At 37.3% G+C, this 19,340-nt stretch carries 15 protein-coding genes and 2 pseudogenes; 14 read left to right on the top strand and 3 right to left on the bottom strand.

Translation table 11 applies throughout. The features are described from left to right. The first annotated feature begins 1,281 nt into the window (after window positions 1-1,281). Window positions 1,282-1,599 carry a hypothetical protein gene (locus GM418_RS25855; protein ID WP_158870346.1) on the top strand — a complete coding sequence of 106 codons (318 nt, stop codon included), beginning with the start codon at window positions 1,282-1,284 and terminating at the stop codon, window positions 1,597-1,599. Here GM418_RS25855 and GM418_RS32175 read toward each other — a convergent pair. Continuing rightward, a pseudogene (locus GM418_RS32175) lies at window positions 1,579-1,805 on the bottom strand (IS982 family transposase); the annotation flags it as partial. The gene GM418_RS25855 and the pseudogene GM418_RS32175 overlap by 21 nt on opposite strands. Window positions 1,806-1,887: 82 nt before the next feature. Further along, window positions 1,888-2,321 (bottom strand): annotated as a pseudogene (gene tnpA / locus GM418_RS25850) (IS200/IS605 family transposase). Between the two features lie 314 nt (window positions 2,322-2,635). On the opposite strand from tnpA (GM418_RS25850), the gene GM418_RS25845 reads away from it, so the two are divergent. The 10 genes from GM418_RS25845 (at window position 2,636) to GM418_RS25805 (ending at window position 17,405) form a co-directional block, all read left to right on the top strand. After that, window positions 2,636-3,241, top strand: a complete 606-nt coding sequence (locus GM418_RS25845; protein ID WP_158870344.1) for an RNA polymerase sigma-70 factor — start codon at window positions 2,636-2,638, stop codon at window positions 3,239-3,241. A 220-nt stretch (window positions 3,242-3,461) separates the two neighbouring features. Beyond that, a complete protein-coding gene (locus GM418_RS25840; RefSeq protein WP_158870342.1) occupies window positions 3,462-4,511 on the top strand; it encodes a FecR family protein in 1,050 nt (349 codons plus the stop codon). Between the two features lie 158 nt (window positions 4,512-4,669). Beyond that, entirely contained in the window at window positions 4,670-8,026 is a 3,357-nt protein-coding gene (locus GM418_RS25835) for a SusC/RagA family TonB-linked outer membrane protein (RefSeq protein WP_158870340.1), read from the top strand. Between the two features lie 24 nt (window positions 8,027-8,050). Continuing rightward, on the top strand, window positions 8,051-9,583 hold the full coding sequence (locus tag GM418_RS25830) for a RagB/SusD family nutrient uptake outer membrane protein (protein WP_158870338.1): 1,533 nt from the start codon (window positions 8,051-8,053) through the stop codon (window positions 9,581-9,583). 62 nt (window positions 9,584-9,645) lie between these two features. Then, window positions 9,646-11,247 (top strand): sulfatase family protein, encoded by a 1,602-nt coding sequence (locus tag GM418_RS25825; RefSeq protein WP_158870336.1) that lies wholly within the window; start codon window positions 9,646-9,648, stop codon window positions 11,245-11,247. A 19-nt stretch (window positions 11,248-11,266) separates the two neighbouring features. Next, entirely contained in the window at window positions 11,267-11,395 is a 129-nt protein-coding gene (locus GM418_RS31940) for a hypothetical protein (RefSeq protein WP_281350199.1), read from the top strand. Between the two features lie 62 nt (window positions 11,396-11,457). Then, window positions 11,458-12,474, top strand: coding sequence for a DUF6807 family protein (locus tag GM418_RS25820; protein ID WP_158870334.1), 1,017 nt, complete (start codon window positions 11,458-11,460; stop codon window positions 12,472-12,474). A 42-nt stretch (window positions 12,475-12,516) separates the two neighbouring features. Continuing rightward, a complete protein-coding gene (locus tag GM418_RS25815; protein WP_158870332.1) occupies window positions 12,517-13,893 on the top strand; it encodes a Gfo/Idh/MocA family protein in 1,377 nt (458 codons plus the stop codon). A gap of 206 nt (window positions 13,894-14,099) precedes the next feature. Beyond that, window positions 14,100-15,818 carry a sulfatase-like hydrolase/transferase gene (locus GM418_RS25810; protein ID WP_158870330.1) on the top strand — a complete coding sequence of 573 codons (1,719 nt, stop codon included), beginning with the start codon at window positions 14,100-14,102 and terminating at the stop codon, window positions 15,816-15,818. A gap of 27 nt (window positions 15,819-15,845) precedes the next feature. Next, window positions 15,846-17,405, top strand: a complete 1,560-nt coding sequence (locus GM418_RS25805; protein ID WP_158870328.1) for a sulfatase-like hydrolase/transferase — start codon at window positions 15,846-15,848, stop codon at window positions 17,403-17,405. 645 nt (window positions 17,406-18,050) lie between these two features. Here the strand turns inward: GM418_RS25805 and GM418_RS32170 are convergent. Beyond that, window positions 18,051-18,173, bottom strand: coding sequence for a transposase (locus GM418_RS32170; protein ID WP_425482357.1), 123 nt, complete (start codon window positions 18,171-18,173; stop codon window positions 18,051-18,053). Between the two features lie 207 nt (window positions 18,174-18,380). Between GM418_RS32170 and tnpA (GM418_RS25795) the strand changes: the two genes are divergently transcribed. The 3 genes from tnpA (GM418_RS25795) to GM418_RS25785 are packed head-to-tail and all read left to right on the top strand — an operon-like array spanning window position 18,381 to window position 19,329. After that, a complete protein-coding gene (gene tnpA, locus GM418_RS25795; protein ID WP_158870324.1) occupies window positions 18,381-18,722 on the top strand; it encodes an IS66 family insertion sequence element accessory protein TnpA in 342 nt (113 codons plus the stop codon). Window positions 18,723-18,725: 3 nt separating this feature from the next. Continuing rightward, entirely contained in the window at window positions 18,726-19,088 is a 363-nt protein-coding gene (gene tnpB, locus GM418_RS25790; protein WP_158870322.1) for an IS66 family insertion sequence element accessory protein TnpB, read from the top strand. Beyond that, window positions 19,042-19,329: an IS66 family transposase zinc-finger binding domain-containing protein gene (locus GM418_RS25785; RefSeq protein WP_158870320.1), complete on the top strand. Its 288-nt coding sequence runs from the start codon at window positions 19,042-19,044 to the stop codon at window positions 19,327-19,329. Before tnpB ends, GM418_RS25785 begins: the two co-directional genes overlap by 47 nt. The last annotated feature ends 11 nt before the right edge of the window (window positions 19,330-19,340 follow it).

Here is a 19,340-nt window from a genome sequence, read left to right as displayed (position 1 = left end):
AAGAAAAGCATCAATAAGTGGTCAGAAATTGAAGCATTGTTGCCTTTCCTGATACTTCAAATGTTTCCTGATTTTCTCTTTCGAGACCAATTCTGCCGACAACACCTGGTAAGTACGCCATCTTTTATTAGCATAAATTTTAGCTACTTATACATTTTCTGTTGTAACTGTTTTGTAAGGATATCACACGGCCAGACTGTTTTTTATCTGAGGAAAAGAAAAAAATTTATACACAAACAAAAAGAGCCACAAAATTCAAATACTGCAACTAATTGATTTTTAATTCCATAAAAAGCTTCAGGTATTATTTTAATAATATCTGTATATCAATAGATTAGATCATTTTTAACCTAGTCCTCTTACAGTTCACTGCATATAAAAACGTTGAGGCATCATTTCTAAAAATGGAACAAAATTTCACATTTAATTTAATAGGTATTTTCAGTTTAATAAAATGTAGGTCGATTTACAATTATTGTATCCCCGAATAACTCAATTGATATGTATTATACTAACATTTGGTTATTCTTAAAGGTATTTGAACAATCAGGAGAGAATATAAGGTAACCCCGAGGCAAAGCCTCGGAGAATTATTTGATTAATACTAAGATTAAAACACCATTCCAACTGTTTATTTCTTCATTTTGAAATCAGCCGGGTTTCCCAGAACAAAGTCGAAAACCCGAACAAACGTCTAAGGTCCATCAAAACAAAACCGGATGAAATCAATATCCAGGAAACATTGTAACACATTTTTCAGATTAAGTCAACCGAGGCAATTGCTGCTACCAATTGTATAAGCATTGAAAGCAATAGGCAATCTTGAGTAACATTTGATTTTTGTTGAAAAATTAGTACTTTTCTTCACGAAGAAAAAAGAACACCAAATATTATAGTGGGTGTGTCTTTTACATTATAAAACAGACCGTTAAAAGTTTAGGCCGTTTTAAGTTTTTAATCTTATAGCAATACGCGTTCAGGCAACCATTTTCGATAAGACCTTTTGAAAGGGATAAAGTTGGTTAAAGCATCCATACAGATTCCGGTTTGAATAAAAAATATCCTTCAATCTCATAAAATGTAGTGTTTGTGAATATTTCCTTTTGAAATACCCGCAAACTGGTATAACCTGCCCCATCGAATTATTAGCTACTTTGTATTTTTATCTTCAGCAATAAAAACGCAAAAATATCAAGAGGCTAAAAACGGCGTTTCTCATATTTTTAGAAAACATCATATGTAAACTCTTTTTCAGGAGGAAAGCATCCCAAAAAATTAAAAATGAAAAATAGTAGTAAATTAAAATTGTGCCCCCTATTACTAATAATATTTCTGTTTAATGATTGCTCAACACAAGCTCAAAATAGCCAAACAGAGAAAAGGCAGGTACCATACGCATCTTTGTTTGCTGACGCCGTAATACAGAGATCAGATAAGCTGGTTTATTACTTAACAGACAAAGCAAAATACGGATATGATTTTAGCTTTCTCGGTTCAGCCATTGATCAACTGGGTAGTATTGATAAAAAATATTCAGATTACATGCAGACATATATAGACTATTTTGTACAGTTTCATAAAGAAAAGGTCAGCGATTAAATCCCTTATCATGTGCAACCTCCTGTTGAAACGGCTTTTAGAGAGCATATTAGGTATTAAGTTCACCGAGCGCATAAAACAAATAGCCTTTGGGGGTTACCTGAGAAATAAAGAGCAGAGATAACGGTTGTTGTAATTACTTCTGCATCCGAAATCTTCCGGTTTTGTGGTTCAGTGTGTTCTATCTCTTTCAACAAATTGCCAATGCTTGTAAATCCTGCAAAAACTCAACCACTATGAATTAGAAATCCATAGGTTCAAAAAAAGGAAAAATGAAATTTTTCTATTTTACTCAAATATCCAATTCCCCTTTTCAGTATTCGGCTTTTCCCGATGATGTTCAAGATAATCTTGTACCATTTCATCTGTTATTTGACCTGTTCTCCATGCACCATAACCAACTGCCCAGAAATGACGCCCCAATATTTCTGTTTCAGTTGAGAAAATTCGATTTGAAGAATACGAGATGTGCGACCTTTTAACTTCTTTACCAAATTACTCACACTTAAAGATGGAGGGTATTCAACGTGAACATGAATATGATCCTTGCTCACAACTCCCTTTAAGATTTGAACATTCTCACTATTACAAATCTGAATTTTCAAATCACGCGTTCGTTGTTGGATATCGCCTTGTAAAACATGATTACGATACTTCGTTACCCAGACAAGATGAACAGATAGTTTACTTACACTATGGCTTGTCCTTCGATTATCGACCATACTGTAAATCTATGAAATTTGTAGAAACTAAAGTTGCTGCAATGAAATTGCAGGGTTTTAACCATTAACTGGAAAATAAAACTGATTAGCATTCTCGATATGATAGAATTACCGATGTAACAGCCGCGCATATAAAGTCGAGGGAACCTCTATGTCAACTTCAGTTAAACCTGATTTAAGGGGGCGTTTTGAAACAAAAAATTAAATGCCCATAAACAAGGTGTTACAGAAAATAAGATTTGAAATCCCTACTTTTGTCGGATAATAGTGATAAAAAATTATAATTTTGTTTACCACCTTAAATCTGCCTAAACTTGGGAAGACAAACAAAATATGATGAAAACCAGCTGACAGAAAGAATAAAATCCGATGACGTTGATGCATTTAAAAAACTATATGATTTGTATTGTCAGCAACTTCTTAAGTTCATATCACAGTATCTTAAAGAGACTACTGAAGCTGAAGAGATAATTCAGGATGTTTTTTTGAGCGTTTGGGAAAACCGTAAAAATCTGCAAATTGATAAATCAGTGAAAAGCTATCTTTTTCAGATAGCAGTTAATAAAGTCTATAATCATTTAAAAAGGAAAGTAGTTGAGCGTAAATATCAATATTATCTTACGCATAATGATATAAATTCTGAGAACGATATTGAAGATAAAATTTATTTTAAAGAACTCAAAGAAACAATTGACCAAATTATTTCCCAACTCCCTGATAAACAGCGTAAAATTTTCCAACTTAGTAGATTAGACGGAACACCACATTCTGAAATTGCTAAAAAATTTAATATTTCTATTCGAACAGTTGAGAATCAGATTTACCGGGCTGGTAAGTTTATTAAAAGTAAATTGAGCGGAGATATACTTTTTCTTTTTTTAATCGTTAACTTGTCTGCTGACTACAGACAATCATCGTAACTATTTTTTAGTTACTCTCATAGTTATCCTTTTAGTTAGGTAGGTCAATTTATTAGGCATCTGGTAAAAGCTATAAATTATTTTGCATTTCTTATGAGTAGTTCGCCCGGGGTTGTTGTACTACTTATATACATACAAATGAATTATGACCTTTCAGGAGTTTAAGAATTTAGTAGACAAAATAGAATCTGGTCAATATAGATTATCTGACTTAAGAAAATTGGATGAGCAATTAAGAGACAGAGAACAGGTAAAAGAATGGATGGATGGAGAACTAAATACGTTAATTAGTACCGACTCCCGTAATCTTAACTATGAAGTATTATATGAAAAAATAAGAGGCAAAATACACGTTGAAAGCAGAATTGATTCACATCAAAAAATAGTTCCCTTAAAAAAATTATTACAAGTTGCGGCAGTGTTGATCATTGTATTTCTGTTTGGCGGACTGGCTTCATTTTTAGTTTTCAGGCAGGCACTCAAAAAAGAACAAATAAAACAACAGTATTGTGAAGTAGTAGCCCCTTATGGCGCAAGATCTGAGGTTGTTTTACCCGATAGTTCAAAGGTGTGGCTAAACGCAGGTAGTAAATTGCGCTATTCAACTGATTTTAATGTTACTAATCGTAACCTTTCTCTAACCGGTGAAGGTTTCTTTGACGTTAGTAAGAATAAGGAACTTCCATTTGTTGTAAATGCATTGGACCTGAAAATAACTGCATTAGGGACTCAATTCAATGTAAAAGCATACAAAGATGATGAAGTGATTGAAACCACTCTGATTGAAGGAAAGGTTAAATTGGAAAGTGAGGCAAATGCATATAAATTTTCTGAAAATATTTATTTACTCCCAAATCAAAAGGCCGTTTTGGTAAAAAAAAGAAGTAAAGTGGAAGTGGAAGATATTCCTGATAATGAATCTGATAGTAGAAAAGAATTTGAAATGGCTGCTTCAGCCAAATTGATAATACAGGAAAAAATAGATCCTATACCAGATATCGCGTGGAAGAATAATAAATTGGTTTTTAATGCAAAAAAGCTTTCAGAAATACTGATAGAGCTTGAACGGAAATTTAATGTAAAGTTTCAATGTAAATCTGATAAGATTCAAAATTACAAATTTACAGGAACACTCGATGATGAAACATTACAGCAAGTGTTGGATGCGATTAAATTATCAGCTCCTTTTGATTACAGTATCGATGGGAATGTGGTAACACTTATGGTGAATAGTGAAAGAATGAACGAATACGAAAAACAACTACAATAAACATAATCAAATGTCTAACTAAAACTGATGCTTATGCAATAAAACAAAAAGGGAAACAAATTTGCAGGTCTGTTTCCCTATTAAATGATTCAACTTTGATAATGCCAGTCTATCAAAACTTATGGCATTAAATATCAAATCTTTAACAAATCAAATTTATGAAAAAAAAATTAATTAACCGTGCTTTGCCCGCTCAGGTAAGGCTGAAAAAGTTTTTATTAATTATGAGACTAACAATCCTTTTGTGTTTTACCCTAATAAGTAGTTTAAATGCTTCTGTTTATTCTCAGGATGCAAAACTGGGATTGGAATTAAAAGGCAAAACAATCAGCGATGCTTTTGAGTTTATTGAGAGCAACAGCAATTTCAGGTTCTTTTATAATGCTGATTTTAAGGATATAAACAAAAAAATTGAATTCTCTACAAAAGATGCAGACATAGAATCAATGCTGAAGGGACTATTTGCTGATTCAAATATTTCGTATGAAATAGTTGGAGGCAATTTAATTGTTTTAAAAGTAAACTCTCAACAGGAAAATTTATCAGTAAAGGGTAAGGTATCGGATAGAGACGGGATAGCTCTTCCCGGAGTAACAGTAGTAGTAAAAGGTACTATTCAGGGAACGGTGACCAATGCCGATGGAGAATATTCAATTTCCAACATACCTAAAGACGCTACATTATTATTCTCTTTTGTAGGAATGAAAACGCAAGAAGTTAAAGTAGACAATCAACCGCAGATCGATGTTGTAATGCACATAGATGCTATTGGAATAGAAGAAGTTGTGGCAGTTGGCTATGGTTCCCAAAAGAAAATTAATCTGACCGGATCGATTTCCCAGGTAGACACTGAAACCTTGCAAAGTTCTGCTGTTACGAATACCAGCAGTGCTTTGCAGGGAAAAACATCAGGGGTCACCATTCGACAAAATTCAGGTCTGGCAGGAGAAGACAATTCAAGTATTAAAATACGTGGAATTGGGACATTGAATGCGGGACAAAATCCATTGGTACTCGTTGATGGGGTAGAGATGGATATAAACAGCGTAGACCCTATGGATATTGAAAACATTTCAATATTGAAGGACGCTGCTTCTGCTGCTATCTATGGGAGCCGGGCTGCCAACGGGGTAATTCTGATTACCACAAAAGACAGCAGAAAGAACCAACCAACCAGTATAAATTACAATAGTTATTACGGTATTCAGCAAGTCACCAATATTCCTGATATGATGAACGCTTACGAGCATGCCATGTTGTACAACGAAGCGCTGGCCAATGATGGAATCTCTCTTTATTTTTCAGACGATGATTTAACCAAATTGCAAAATGCCATTTATGTTGATGACATTAATTTCCCAAACAACCTTTCTGAAGCTGAACTGGCTGATTTTCACGCCAATGGTTATTATCAAAATGTAGATTACAAAAAAATGTCCTTCCGTGCTGCTCCCTTACAGAAACACTATTTAAGTGTTGAAGGTGGAGGAGAAAACAGCTATGGCCGGGTAGGAATTGGTTACACCAACCAGGAAGGTATATTGATTGGTAACGAAGCTGAAACGTACAATATAAAAATGAATTACGATGCTTCATTGCTGGACGACAGAATAAGATTCTATTCCAAGCTTTTTTATTATAGAAATGAATACGATTCAGGTTCAAACAGATGGCATGTGCCTGGATGGTATGGATACTATTTCCCAAATGACATGTATAATTCAGAAGCACCAACACTTGCCTTGGGAGCACATGATAAAACCACGCAAAATCAGGTAGTTGGCTTGCTGGGAACTAAGCTTTCATTGGTGAAGAATTTGGATATCACTGTTGAATACTCACAAGTTAGAAATTTTGATAAGCAAGACGAATTTACTCCTGCACGTTATACCTATAACTTTTGGGAAACGACTGAAGGATATGAGATTTCTGAATTATCGCTGGAGTCGTCAGAATCGATGAAACAGACGGGGACAGCCACGGCTGTCTATAGTTTTGATTTTACTGAAAACTCAGAGCTGGCGATACTGGGAGGTACTTCGTTTGAGTCATATATATATAAAATGTTTGGAGCCAGCAGGCAGGAATTACTAAACAATTTTCAACCTGAATTGAACCTGGGGTCTTCAGCAACGATGGCAAACTGGGCTGGTGCTACGGAATATGCCTTATCATCATTTTTTGGCCGTGTGAATTACAATTATTCCGACCGATATCTTTTGGAAATGAATGTTCGTTTGGATGGCTCTTCGCGTTTCAGTTCAGGAAATCAGTGGGGAGTATTCCCATCAGCTTCTTTCGGATGGAGGATTTCAGAGGAAAATTTTATGAAAGATGCAAGCAATATAGATAACTTAAAGCTAAGGCTTTCATACGGACAATTGGGAAACCAGAATATCGATAACTATGCCGCAAGAGACCTGCTTGTGGCTGATGAAAATACCTCATACCCCGTGGATGACGAACTGGAAACTACAATTGGTATTGGCTCGCTTGCAAACACTGATATCTCATGGGAAACAACCACCATGGGAAATGTTGGTATTGACCTGAATATGTATGAACAGTTTAATGTATCGCTGGACCTTTACAAAAAAATAAGTAGTGATGTTTTATATCGGATTGCTATTCCTGCTACAGTTGGAGTACAGCAAGGGCCGTACAGGAACATTGCAGAGGTACAAAATGTTGGATGGGATTTCACATTTGGATGGAACCGAAGGTTTAGTAATGGATTGCAGCTAGGGGCCAATCTTAATGTTTCAGGATACAAAAATGAAATTACCAGTTTGAATAATAATGGTGCCCCTGTTTATCCTGGTGACAAAGACTATTACATTTGGCAGGAAGGACAACCCATCGATGCTTATTATGGCTACCGTATTGGTGGAATTGCAACACAGGAACAAATTGATGGTGGTTTGATTCCCGAACAAGATTTAAATATTACTGCCGGCGACCTTTGGACGAAAGATATTTCAGGCGATGGGGAGATCACCGACGAAGACCGTGAAATTATTGGCGATCCACATCCTGATTTCATTTATTCATTAAACCTCAGTGTCAGGTGGAAAAATTTTGATTTTTCGTTATTGCTTGAAGGTGTTCAGGGAATGGAAGAAATTCTTTACGGTTCAATGTGGCAAAGTTCGTTCCGTTCATTGGCAGTTAATAAACCAACGTTTCTTTTAGATAGGTGGACTCCAGAAAATCAAACAGCAAAATATCCTAAAGTACGGTCGCTTGACAGTCAGGTTCGTATGTCGGACTTTTATGTTGAAGATGCTTCTTATTTACGCGGAAAAGACTTGACTTTTGGATATACTCTGCCAAAATCTGTGTTACATTCAATTGGGCTTAAACACGTTCGCATCTATGCTAACTTTAGGAATTTATTTATCCTGACCGGGTTCAAAGGACTCGATCCTGAAACCAATGATTTTGATGATACGTCGAAACAAGGCGTTGTGCCACCAAGTAAAACTTACACTTTTGGACTTCAGGTACAAATTTAATGTTAAAACTAAAACAGAAGAACAATGAAAAAAATACTGAATATAATACTTGTATTTATTGGATTAGCTGGCCTGTCTTCCTGTGAAGAATTTTTAGATAGATCACCAATTAGTGACCTCGATCCACAAAACTTTTTCAGAAGTGAAAGTGAGATTAGAAGTGCAACACTTAATATTTATACCTATATGGATGACCTTAGAATGCTTCGTCTTGAACAATATTCTGATAATTGTTTTGGTAGGAAAAATAAAAATGCGATTGCTTATACTTATGGCACACATACACCAAGTTTGGGTATTTTTGAAGAAACCTGGAGCGAAAATTATCAGGGTATTGCACAGGCCAACCTGGTAATCAACGCAGAAATCGGTGAAGATGTGAGCGACGATTTGTTTAATAGTTATGTTGGGGACGCATATTTTATGCGTGCATGGTATTATTCTGATTTACTTTTTCTTTTTGGAGAAGTACCCATTGTTACCGATGCACCTTCAGTTACAGGCGATATTTTCCCAGCAAAAAGTTCGATAGATGACGTAAAGCAGCAAATTATTAATGACCTTGATGAAGCTCTGAAATACTTGCCCGTCGATCCTGAAAAGGGACGCGCCAGCATCGGCGCAGCTCAAATGCTAAAGGCCAAAACCCATATATTCATGAGTGAATTTGAAGATGCTAAAGATGCAGCCAAGGCGGTAATTGATCTTCAGAAGTATGAATTATTTGATGACTTCCGTGAACTTTTTTATGAAGAAAGTGAAAATACCAATAAGGAAGTAATTTTTGCCATTCAGTTTGTTGCAAGTCTCCGGCCAAGTTCTTTTTACCAAAAAATTGTGAACTCAAGTCGTTTTGCAATTTGTTTAGAGCTAGCCAATTTATATGAAATGGAGGATGGAACAGCCATTGACGATCCTAATTCCGGTTATGATCCTCAGAAACCATATCTAAACCGTGATCCGAGATACAGGGTAACTATTTTAACACCAGGTGATAGCAGAACGATAGATGGTGTGGAAACTCCACTCATCGGTCGTACCACTGCATCTATAACAGCAATGATTGGTGATAAATATAAAAACTGGGATAAAGATTATTCCGTGTATAACGGTTCAGATTACATCCTGATGCGCTATGCAGATGCATTGTTACTTTATGCGGAAGCGTTAAACGAAGTAAGTTCATCTCCGGGGACAGAAGTGTACGATGCCGTTGATCAGGTTCGTGCAAGGGTCGGGCTGCCAGGTCTGCCCGCAGGTTTGTCAAAAGATGTGATGCGAACCAGGATCCGTAACGAACGCCGCAAAGAATTGGCTATGGAAAGCCAGCGGTTGTTTGATATTTTTCGTTGGGACATTGGAGATGAAGCATACAATGGTACCTTCGATGGTTACAATCAAAGCAAACTGGATGATTTGAACAATTTGGTTTTCGAAATTGCAACAGATTTAGACCCAAACAGGAATTACGATCCTGAGAGAGGTTACTTTTGGCCAATTCCCCAGACTGAGATTGATGTAAACGAAAACCTGGTACAAAATCCGGGCTACAATTAAACCTATTTTATGATAATACCTGACAGGCATATTACGGCCTGTCAGGTTCAAACCAACTTTTCATGAAAATTTTAAAAACAACAGGTTATTTCCTGTTTTTACCAGCTTTGTTTTATCTTTTTCAGATTAATATTGGTTTCGCCAGGTCAGTAAAAACCAAATCTCCGCGGCCTAATATTTTGTTTGTAATCTCGGATGACCAATCGTGGTTACATACCAGTATTGCCGGAGACCCACAGGTTAAAACACCTTATTTTGATCGTATTGCCAAAGAAGGAATCTTATTTACCAACTCATTTTGCACAAGCCCTTCCTGCACGCCATCACGTAGTTCCATTTTGAGTGGTCAGGATATATGGAGGATAAAGCAGGCCGGATTACTTCATAGTTCAATTCCTGCTGATTTACCTCTTTTTACACATATTCTTGATAGTGCTGGTTATCATGTAGGTTGTACCGGAAAAGGCTGGAATCCAGGACATCCCTTATTTCTTGGAAAAAAAAGGGATCCATTTATAAAAACGTACAATGAAGTAAAAGAAGGACGTATTGCAAATGGGATTTGCGATATAAATTATAGTGCAAATTTCAGCGAATTTTTAAAAGAAAGAAAAGAAGGGCAGCCTTTCTTTTTTTGGTGTGGATTCAGGGAACCACATCGTGTATATGAATATCAGGTTGGAGAAAAGGAAGCCAGTTTAAAACCTAAATTAGTTGAGGTTCCAAAATTTTGGCCGGATGTGCCAATAGTTCGTTCCGATATCCTTGACTATTACTATGAAATTATGTGGTTCGACACCCATTTGGGAAGCATGATTGAAACATTGGAAGAAATTGGAGAACTGGATAACACCATTATTATTGTTACTTCTGATAATGGAATGCCATTTCCACGAGCAAAAGTAAATTTATACGATTGGGGCACGCATATGCCACTTGCAATTCGCTGGGGAGATAAAATAAAACCTAAACGGTACGTAAGCGATTTTGTGAGCCATGCTGATTTTGCTCCAACCATTCTGGAAGCAGCTGGAATTATAATACCGGAACAAATGAATGGTAAAAGCCTGATGAACATTTTTGAATCAGAAAAAAGTGGAAGAATAGAACAAGATAGGAACAAAATTTTTACCGCTCTTGAAAGGCACACATACTGCCGCCCCGGGGGAGCTACCTATCCTATGCGTGCCATTCGTACCGACAAATATTTATACATAAGAAACTTTGAACCGGATAGATGGCCAACCGGTGGTCCTGATTTTATTTCATCAAATAAAACAACACATGGAGATGTAGATGCTTCTCCTACAAAATCTTTTATGCTTGCGAAGCAGGAGGATTATCCGTCTAAATTTGATTTGTGCTTTGGGAAACGTCCTGCTGAAGAATTGTATCTGGTGAAGGATATTAATCAAGTAGAAAATATTGCATATCACCCGAAATACACAGCAGTAAAAGATAGCTTGAAAATGATACTAATGACTCATTTAAAGGAAACAGGAGACCCAAGGGTGGAAGATAAGGATCCGTGGCAGGATTACATTTACCATCAGTATGATGGTTATGGAACCACTTTCAATAAAGTGTTACCAAAAAGTGAAAGGCAAAGGGCAAAACTTAGGCCCAGTCATAAACCTACGTGGGAACTGGAAAAAATTAAATAACATAAAAAGAGATATTATCATGAAAAGAGAACATGCACCGAGTGATGCATTTCCTGGCCCCGGTGAGTTTGATGAAGATTTTCAAAAAAGGATAAAAGCACTGAGAATTACAGCTATAGACAGGCCACACAATGCAGACGATTTATAAAAATGACTAATACGAAAAATATATAATACGTGTAAGAATTAAAAACTAAATAAATCTTACTTATGAAGATTTTGAAATTATTATTAGTTGGATTTTTTTTATCCATTGGTATGGTATTCGCTACCAAACCGGAGAAAGTGGAGTTTAAAAACCAACCACAAAATAAAAAGGTTGAGGTGTACATAGGGGGTAAATTTTTTACCTCCTACATCTATCCCGACGACATGAAAAAACAAACACTTTATCCCATTTATTCAGCTTCGGGAAAAATTATTACCCGAGGATATCCTCGGAATCCCCGGCCATATGAACGTGCCGACCATCCCCATCATGTGGGTTTGTGGTTTAATTTTGGGAATGTTAATCGTCTTGACTTTTGGAACAATTCGTTTGCTGCTAAACCAAAGAAAAAAAAGAAGTATGGTTCTATTAAATTCAAGAAAATTGTTTCTGAAAATCAAAAAAAAGGAAAATTGGTCACTCTTGCCGACTGGGTGGATAACGAGGGAAATGTATTGCTGAATGAAGAAACAACCTATCTTTTTAGTGGAAAAGGAAATTTACGAACCATTGAACGTATCACGAAACTCAAAGCTGTAAAAAAAGTCACATTTAACCAATCGAAGGAAGGTATAATAGGGATGAGACTTGACCGCGCCTTTGAAGGCCCATCGGAGAAACCTGAAATATTTTTAGATGCCAGTGGAAACATTACAGAAGTACCAGTAATAAATAATGAAACGGCAAGTGGAGTTTATCATAATGCTGATGGGATTACAGGTAACGATGTATGGGGAAAACGAAGCCCATGGGTTGCATTACGAGCCAATAAAGATGGCGAAGTTATTACCATTGTTCTTATGGATTACAAGCAGAATATAAACTACCCGGCGTGGTCGCATGCCCGAGGTTACGGATTATTTGCCGCCAATAATCTGGGAGGTCAAAAATTCGACAAAGATGCAGATTTGGTAGAAGTAGTTCTGGAAACTGGCGAACAGATTGTTTTTAAACACAAAGTTATAATTGGCGGTAAACTCACTGATGATGAGATTAATGCAATGGCCAATAAATTCTAAAACATATTAAACAAACATTGACAATAAAAAAAGAAATACAAAATGGCAAAAAGACGTGATTTTATTAAGAAAAGTGCGATAGGTGCTGCTGGTATAGCCATTGGAGGCATGGGATTCAGTGCAAAGTCGTATGCTTCAATTATCGGTGCCAACGACCGTATTACAATGGCCGTTATTGGGATCAGGGGAAGAGGAACATCACATATTGAGGCATGGTGCAAGCTGAAAGACAGCCACAACATTCGGCTAAAAACACTTTGCGATGTGGATGAACAATTTTGGGGGCCGCGGGCACAACTGGTTGTTGATAATGGAGGAGAAAAGCCCATAACAGAATGGGATATGCACAAAGTATTGGCCGATCCGGACATAGACGCAGTATCGTTTGCAACGCCAAACCACTGGCATGCATTGGGCACAGTCCTGGCCTGTCAGGCAGGGAAACATGTTTATGTGGAAAAACCGGCTTCCCACAATGTATGGGAAGGAAGGAAAATGATTGAAGCGGCCCGCAAATATAACAGACGTGTCCAGGTAGGATTTCAAAACCGTTCGAAAGCCAGGGTAATGGAGGCCATTCAGTTTCTCCACGACGGGGGTATCGGCAAAGTTTACATGGCCCGCGGACTGTGTATCAAACCGAGAAATTCATTTGGAATTACGAAAGACAGCGCTCCCCCATCCTCTTTACATTACGACCGATGGCTGGGACCGGCAACATGGCGGCCATACAATGAAAAGAAAGGGCATTACAACTGGCACTGGTTCTGGGATACCGGAAACGGCGATACCGGAAACCAGGGGCCACACCAATTCGATATAGCTCGTTGGGGGCTTAACAAAAATGAACACCCGGTTTCTATCTATTCCACAGGTGGCTTTTATGGAGTTGATCCGGAAGAATGTGCTCAGGAAACCCCGAATACCCAAAATTCTATATTTAAATACAAAGACGGGACAATGCTTGAATTTGAAACACGGGGCCGATATTCTAACGAAGAATCCAGCCTTGGCATTCGTATTGGAAACATTTTTTATGGAACAGAGGGGTGGCTTGAAATCGACGGTGGAAAATGGAAGGCTTACCGGGAGAGGGAAAAAGAACCGTTTGCCGGCTCAAAAACCAAAGCGGAAAGCAATAAAGACATTTCCCTTACCGGCCCGAGCAACACTGCCCATTTTTCAAATTTTATTGATGCTATCCGTTCGGGAAAGAACGAAGATCTGCATTGCGACATCAATGAGGGATTCTTTTCAACAGTATTGCCTTTGACTGCCAATATTTCCTATCGTCTTCAACGTGAATTAAAATTTATGGGAGCAAATATGGACCGGGAAATAGTTGTCAATGATGATGAAGCAAATGCATTGCTTACACGGTCTTACCGTCCGCCGTATGTGATCCCTGACGTGGTCTGAAAAAGATAACCCCAAGCCACATCTAAGAATTAATTGGTTTTCGATGCAAAATTTGATGAGGGCATAATTGTAACCAGATAGTTTTATCTTTCAATAATTTAACAATGTATAAACGGATGATAAATATTAAGTTTTTGTTACTCCTAGTAATGATTTTATCAGGCCTGTTCTGTAGCTCTTCAGAAATTAAAAATAACCCCAATGTTTTGTGGATAGTAATAGAAGATGCTTCTTGTCATATTAGTTGTTATGGTGGAAAAGCAATTCAAACACCTAACATTGATGCTTTGGCTGCTGAAGGTGTTCGTTTTGAAAATGCTTTTGTAACTGCTCCTGTTTGCTCACCCTCACGTTCGGCATTGGTTACTGGCATGTATCAAAATACCATTGATGCACATAACCATCGCAGCCAGAGAAGTAAAGGAAAAGGGACAAATTTAGCGTATGTTGAAAGCTTTATTTTACCTGCTGAAATTCCATTGGCGAGCAAACTTTTTGAGGATGAAGGCTATTTTGTAACAAACGAAAATATAAACGGTAAATCGGGAAAAGAAGATTACAACTTTGATAATAAAATTATCTATTCTGGTAAAAGTTGGAAGGACTGCCCAAAAGGAAAACCATTCTTTACTCAAATTCAGTTAAAGGGAGGAAAGAACAGAAAAACAAGGGCGAATACAGAAGATTTTAAATTGCCTCCATACTATTTTGAAGATAGTATCATGCGTAATGATTGGAAGGAATATCTTGGCTCGTGGCTTGACACTGATGAGAATGTAAAACAAATTGTTGCCGATCTGAAAGCAGCGGGAGTATATGAAAATACACTTATTTTTTTGTTAACAGATCACGGGATTTCTCACCTGCGTGGTAAACAATTTCTTTATGATGAGGGAATTAAAGTACCGCTAATTGTAAAATTTCCAAATGACAGGTTTAAAGGAACTGTTCGCAATGATATGGTAAAACACATCGATTTATTGCCCAGTTCGCTGGCTTTTGCAGGTCTTCAAATTCCTGAAAACATTCAGGGTAAAAATATTTTTGCTAAGAATTATCAAAAGCAGGAATACATTTTTTCCAGCCGCGACCGTTGTGATGAAACAACAGATATCATCCGGGCGGTTCGAACAGAGAAGTTAAAATATATTCGCAATTTTCTAAGTTACAGGCCTCATGCACAACGCAATCAGTACAAAGATCAGAAAGAGATAAGTAAACACACAAGGGAACTCTTTGCGTTAAATAAGCTGAATAAATTACAAGCGCAGTTTTATAACCCGACACGACCAACAGAAGAATTATATGATTTGGAAAAAGACCCTTTTGAAATTCACAATCTGGCCTTTGATCCTGCTTATCAAGCTGAATTAAAAAAGCTAAGATCAGTACTTTACAATTGGATGACACAAATCAATGATCCCGGGCTAATTCCTGAACCTTATTTGGAGGAACTGGGAGAAAAATATGGCAACAAATTTATAGCCATGAAACAGCCTCAGTTTAAGGATATAAATCCTCGTTTAATTAGAATTATAGAGGCTGGAGAAAAACAAAATACCCCGGTTTTACTCGGAGCTTCAATTTCAGAAGAGCCTGCTGAGCGATATTGGGCTGCTACATGGCTGGGAGTTAATAAAATAACCTCAGCAAAAAGGCAACTGGAAGCTTTAATAAAAGATACAGAACCCAGCGTGCGCATTGCTGCAAATCTGGCACTATTTAAAGTCGAACCTGATTTTAATCCGATTCCTACTTTAAGCCGGGAGTTAAAGAATAAAAACAAAATTGTTGGAATGTATGCTATGAGCGCCATTGATCAGACGGGAATTTTAAATGATGAGGCCAGGAAAATAGCAAGTGAAGCTTCACAAGACAGTTATGAATTTACAATGCGTTATGGAAAATATTTGTTGAATAAGTAAAATGATGAGGATAAAAATTTAAACTGAATGAAAAAACTAAAAATTTGTTCCGGTAAAATTGTATATGGCATTAGCTATAGAAGAGTTTCTTTTTTAGTAAGAAACTTAATTGCACTATTTTTACTGGTAAACGTCTCCTCATTTGCAAATGCCAACTCAAAGAGGAAACCCAATATCCTTTATATTTTTACGGATGACCAGTCTATACGAACGTTAAGCTGTTATCCTGAAGCACACCCCTGGATCAGAACACCAAACATTGATAAACTTGCGGAGAAAGGAGTGCGTTTTAGCACGTGTTATACCGGTGCCAAATGTGTGCCTTCAAGGGGAAACGCCTTAACAGGAATGTTACAGCATAATTATGATAAATCTACAACCTACTGGCCTGTTGAGTTTAGGAAACAAGGGTATTATACCGGTATGATTGGAAAGTGGCACTGGAACGTACCCCGGCACAAAGAAACCTGGGATTGGTCGGCTGTGTATGAACATTATTTGCCTGGCAACAGTCACAATTATTATTGGGACCAAAGCTTGAGAATTAATGGCGATACATTATTAAAGCTTGAAAAATACAGTACAGACGCATATACCGATATGACTTTGGAATTTCTAAAAGAAAGAGCAAAAGAAAAAGACAGACCCTGGTATTTTTGGCTGTGCTATGGCGGTGTTCATGGTCCGCACACCCCTGCAGACAGGCATATTGGTTCTTATGAAAATACGCCTGAAGTTAAAAACCCAAAAGATATTTTTGCTCCACGTCCTGATAAACCGGAACATATGGTGAATCTGGAAACATTCAAAAAAGATCCTGTTACCGGAAAGCCAATGAAAAAAAACAGGACACTTGATAGTTGGGTGAAACAATACAACGAGGCAGTCAGGTCTATTGATGAAGGAATTGGAAAGATAATGACAACATTGGAAGAAACCGGTCAACTTGAAAACACAATTGTTGTTTTTACTTCTGACCAGGGGTATGCATGGGGACAACATGGCTATAACCTCAAAATCGCACCTTATGATGCCAACTTACTTGCACCTCTAATTTTTGTAAAACCCAATGATTTTCCTCAAAATAAGGTGTGCGATATTCCTGTAAACGGAACTGATATAATTGCAACTTTCCATTCTATGTGTAATATTCAACCTTCGCAAAAATTAGATGGCAGGGATTTAACAGAATTAATTTACAAGCCTGAAGCTGATTTCTGGAATAATGAGCCGATGGTTCAACTTTACACTGGTTTGATATACGGAAATGATACCATTAAAAGCGAACTGGAAAAAGCGCATAAAACTGGTGACTGGTCAAAATTTATTGTGCATAGAAATACACGAACAAAAGCGTGGATGATGTTACAAACAGGTAAGTATAAATATGTACGATACATTTATAAAGATTACATTGAAGAGTTGTATGATTTGGAAAATGATCCTGAGGAATTGACAAATCTTGCTGTTAAACCGGAATATAAAGTGAGATTAAGAAAAATGAGGAAACAACTGCTGAAAGAATTTAGAGCTAAAAACTGCCGGTTTCTGGATTTGCTTCCAGAGCCGGTTGAAAAAAATATATGATGACTTATAAATTAACGCCTACGATGAAATGATTTAGAACTTAAAAATATAAAACAGAAACGAATAAACATCGCGAATATTACTCATATTCAATACATTGAAATAAAGACACGAGCAGTAAAAAATATTAGTCAGAGGGTGAAAAATACGAATAAAAAATTGAAAGACCCATCAAAAGTTGTGAAGTATTCATCTTCAGGCAATAATATCACAAAGTATTCAGGCCTTAATACAGCATAAACAAAAACAGCAATATAAAACCAATTAGTACCTTATTCCCAGCCGAGTGGCATAGTAGGACAAAGTTTGGAGAGAACCAGATTTTGATTTCAATTGCCATGTCCTCTTTTTGTGGAATAAAACGCATTTGTAAAATGGCCTCGTTCACAGGGAATGATGTAGCCTGGCTTTACTAAAATTGGATAAGGTAATAAAAGAGAATGTTATATCAGCCACATTGAAGCTTGGGGAAAATTCCTAAAAGAGAATATAATACCTTTACCCCTCAAAGAAGGTAAAAGTTTGTTGTCTCCGCAAATATTACTACTACTGGCCTTCTCTTTTATCTTTATCTCCTTGAAATTTCACGTATCTTTTTATCATTTCTGCATCCAAACCAACCTTATCAACACAGTAGACTTTGAATCACAAATGACTGCCCCAATATTGTTTTTGTTTCAGGTCCTTAAACTTGTTAATTACCTGAATAGCTGTCCGGCCCTTCAAAATATCCATCAAATCAGATATGGAAACTTTGGGAGGAACCATTATCAATACAATAGGTGAACATTGTCAAACCGCACATTGAGTTCTTCAAAAGCATAAGCTTTCTGACCTGAAAGCATCCGTAAACAATTTCCAACTTCATTCTTTATTTCTCCTTTCAAAATTCTACACCTATATTTAGGTGACTATACGTATCCCTTCTACCAACCTCGTCTTGTTAGATCTCCTGCCGGATTTTAAATTCGCGCCATGCGAAAGAATCAGAAGTATAGTAAAGAGGAGATGTACCTGGCCATAGAGTTATGGCAGGAAAGTGGGTTATCTCAGATTAAGTTTTGTTCCCGTGAAAAGCTCTCGGTAAAAACATTTAGCTACTGGTATAAAAAATACAAGAAAGAAAACAGACTTTCGGTTGAGCAGAACAAAGAAACTCCTGATGCATTTATCCCTGTAGAAGTTTCCAGTGACAGAACGACAGCGGCCGGAAAAGAAAGTTATGGCCGGACAGAGCTATCTTTTCCCAATGGGGTTCAACTGAGTTTTCCGGCTGGGATTGATATCGGACAGTTGAAAAGCCTGATAAACCTTTAGCGCATGTTTGCCCTGTCATCCGAAAATCAGTTTCATTTGTACAGCCAGCCCACCGACATGCGTAAAAGTTTCGATGGTCTGAGTGGCCTGGTACAAAATATTCTTGGCCGGAATCCCTGTAACGGCGATGTGTTTATCTTTATCAATAAACGCCGCGATAAGGTAAAACTGCTCCACTGGCAGGGGGCCGGCTTTATTTTATATTACAAGCGCCTGGGAAAAGGGACTTTTGAACTTCCCCGGTACAATTTTTCGGGCGGAAGTATTGTCCTGGATTATGCCAAACTGGTGATGATTATCGATGGATTGAGCATTAAAAATGTCCGGAAAAGGAAACGTTACCAAAACAATAACATATACCCGTGAGAAGAAGGGCCGAAAAAACCATCCTGGACGTATACCCTTACCCGACCACTTGCCAGTGGAAGAAATCGTCCTTGAACCGGAAGAAGATACCACCGGAATGAAGTGCATTGGCAGGGAAGTTACCGACCAACTGGAACTTGTTCCGGCAAAATTTTTTATCAAAAGATTTATCCGGCCCAAATACATCAGAAACATTAACACATACAGGCGTCATTGCCCCACTGCCAGACTTCCCTATTGAAAAAGGTATTG

The organism is Maribellus comscasis, from assembly GCF_009762775.1.
Lineage (GTDB): Bacteria > Bacteroidota > Bacteroidia > Bacteroidales > Prolixibacteraceae > Draconibacterium > Draconibacterium comscasis.
The sequence above is the reverse complement of the archived record's forward strand: the minus strand, read 5'-3'. Positions and strand labels throughout refer to the sequence as shown.

What these genes read in the sequence shown, in the direction of transcription:
- GM418_RS25820 (WP_158870334.1), top strand. Translation starts at nt 11,458, where the DNA reads ATGAAGATTTTGAAATTATTATTAGTTGGATTTTTTTTATCCATTGGT.
- tnpB (WP_158870322.1), top strand. Translation starts at nt 18,726, where the DNA reads ATGTTTGCCCTGTCATCCGAAAATCAGTTTCATTTGTACAGCCAGCCC.
- tnpA (WP_158870324.1), top strand. Translation starts at nt 18,381, where the DNA reads ATGCGAAAGAATCAGAAGTATAGTAAAGAGGAGATGTACCTGGCCATA.
- GM418_RS25805 (WP_158870328.1), top strand. Translation starts at nt 15,846, where the DNA reads ATGAAAAAACTAAAAATTTGTTCCGGTAAAATTGTATATGGCATTAGC.
- GM418_RS25855 (WP_158870346.1), top strand. Translation starts at nt 1,282, where the DNA reads ATGAAAAATAGTAGTAAATTAAAATTGTGCCCCCTATTACTAATAATA.
- GM418_RS25785 (WP_158870320.1), top strand. Translation starts at nt 19,042, where the DNA reads ATGTCCGGAAAAGGAAACGTTACCAAAACAATAACATATACCCGTGAG.
- GM418_RS31940 (WP_281350199.1), top strand. Translation starts at nt 11,267, where the DNA reads ATGAAAAGAGAACATGCACCGAGTGATGCATTTCCTGGCCCCGGTGAG.
- GM418_RS25825 (WP_158870336.1), top strand. Translation starts at nt 9,646, where the DNA reads ATGAAAATTTTAAAAACAACAGGTTATTTCCTGTTTTTACCAGCTTTG.
- GM418_RS25835 (WP_158870340.1), top strand. Translation starts at nt 4,670, where the DNA reads ATGAAAAAAAAATTAATTAACCGTGCTTTGCCCGCTCAGGTAAGGCTG.
- GM418_RS25815 (WP_158870332.1), top strand. Translation starts at nt 12,517, where the DNA reads ATGGCAAAAAGACGTGATTTTATTAAGAAAAGTGCGATAGGTGCTGCT.
- GM418_RS32170 (WP_425482357.1), bottom strand. Translation starts at nt 18,173, where the DNA reads ATGGTTCCTCCCAAAGTTTCCATATCTGATTTGATGGATATTTTGAAG.
- GM418_RS25830 (WP_158870338.1), top strand. Translation starts at nt 8,051, where the DNA reads ATGAAAAAAATACTGAATATAATACTTGTATTTATTGGATTAGCTGGC.